General features: G+C 39.7%; 2 protein-coding genes. Both read right to left on the bottom strand.

The features are described 5' to 3' along the window. Positions 1–903 (bottom strand): dihydrodipicolinate synthase family protein (locus AC1DND_RS26055; RefSeq protein ID WP_477585519.1); only part of this gene is annotated, 903 nt, incomplete at its 3' end. A gap of 57 nt (positions 904–960) precedes the next feature. After that, on the bottom strand, positions 961–2314 hold a 1354-nt coding region (locus AC1DND_RS26050), incomplete at its 5' end, for a sodium:solute symporter family protein (RefSeq protein WP_477585517.1).

Genomic DNA, 2314 nt, shown 5'->3' with positions numbered 1-2314 from the left:
GCGTAATAAAGTGTAATCATCAAACAATGTTTCTACTTCTTTAACTACACTTGGCGTAAACGAGCCAACATTTCTGCGGGTAAAAGTTGAGATATTAAGCCCGCGCTTTTGCAGGAAATATTTCGACACCACTGGATAAACATTATGCATTACGTCCATGTTATCGATTAAAAACTGTTGTACCACTTGTACTTCATCTTTAAAAGCTTCATCATTATAATGGTCGCAAAGCCAAACAATCAATTCAGGGAAATAATTACCTTGAATGCACGATAAGCCCGAAGCTCCAGCTTTTAATGATTCTACCGCATGCACGATATAGGCATCGTACAATCCAAAAGCCCTGCCTTCAGTCAGTTTCAGTTTTTCTTTAATCTGACTAAGATCCAGGCAGGTATCTTTATGGTAAATCACTCTTCCGGTTGACACAAAATCGGCCAGTTGAGTAGGTTTTAATACCCTTTTATAAGGCACCGGACATTCATAAAATCCCAATGGAATTTTATCTGTTTGATCGATAAGATCGAAAACACGATCATTAAAAACCTCGTCCGATTCACTTTCATCAGCCAACAAGCTTGTAATGGCAATCACGGCCTCTACCCCTGCATCGCTCACTTCTTTTACAAAATCGGCCTGTTCGGAAATCGCGCCACCAAAAGTTCCTGTGGCTACCACTGGCACGGCGCCATTAACAACTTTAATCACATGTTTTATGGCCTGAATTCGTTCTTTACCAGTCAATTCAAACATTTCGCTCGACAGACAATTGGCAAATAAGCCTGATGATCCGGCCTGTAAATAAATCTCGGTAAGCTGTGTAAGGGCTGGGTAATCGATGTTCCCATTGCTTAAAAAAGGCGTGRGCATTACCGGGATGAACCCTTTTTGTGAGTTTTCCATTATATTCTGATATGGTAAATTGTTCTATTTAATTGCCTGATAAAGCCAGAATGGCTTTTAATGGGCTGTTTTAGTTTTTCTATCTTTAATTTTCGTCAGGAAAAGTCCTGCTAAAAAAATGGTTAAAGTGCCGATCACGATAATCATGTTTTTATGTAAAGGATTTCTAAAAATTTCATATTCTGGAGGAAGAAGTGAAGAAAATGTCATCCATATAATTACGGCAATGCCTATCATTGTTGCTGTTATGGCTTCATGGTTTTTAGTTTGCCTGCTAATAATACCCAAAAGGAATAGTCCTAACATCCCTGCAGCAAAAATCCCTGATAATTCCCACCACACATCTAAAATGCTTTTTACACCAATCATGGCAATACCAGCAATCATACCCAATAAACCAAAGCCAATGGTGGCCAAATGTAACAGTGATAAATTCTGCTTTTCGGTTACATCAGGTTTAAAATATCTTTTGTAAATATCTACCGAAAACACCGTTGCCGAGGCGTTCATCCCTGAACTTATGGTACTCATTGCTGCAGATAAAATGGCCGATACAATTAAACCAACCAAACCTATGGGGATTTTAGTCACCATAAAATGTGGCATAATTTTGTCACCATAATCCGATGGCTGTAATGCATGTTGTACCTTCAACACCTCTGCTGCCGAAGCATGTAAAGGCAAACGCTCAATAGCTACCTGGTGTTTTATCGACTGCACCAATTCCGGATTGATTTCATAATAGGCATACAAGCAAGATCCTATAATAAAAAAGAGCAATGATGCCGGGATATACAACCAAACACACAGCCAGATCGATTTCGAAGCTGCTTTACTTGAGGATGCAGTATGGTATCGCTGAATGTAGTTTTGGTCCATTCCGAAGTTATTCAGGTTGATAAAAAAACCATAAAGCAACACGCCCCAAAACGATGATCCTACAAAATCGAGCTTAAAACTACCTAAGCTAAACTTATTGGCCGATTTCCCGATCTCTACAATCTTAGAAACTCCTCCTGGCATATTCGAAATGATTAAGTACAGAATAAGCAAGGCGCCAAAAGTCTTCACTACTGCTTGTACCACTTCTGTCCATATTACCGCTTCAATTCCTCCTAAAACGGTATAAACAATGATACAAATGCCCATTACGATCATAATCATCTGCATAGAATAGCCTGTGAGTGCTTGTAAGCTCAAGGCAATTCCAAAAAATATCGATCCCATTCTGGCCAGTTGCGTTAACAAGAAACACACCACTGCGTAAACCCTCGCCCAGGCGCCAAAACGTTTTTCTAAATGCGTATAGGCCGATATTTCGCCGGTATTCCGATAAAAGGGTACAAAATATTTTGAAGCGATCCAGGCGGCCAACGGCATCGAAATGCTGAATACAAATGCATTCCAATTG

This window comes from Pedobacter sp. 01N416 (genome assembly GCF_056399685.1).
Note: the sequence above shows the minus strand (reverse complement) of the source record. Positions and strands in the feature narration are given on the sequence as shown.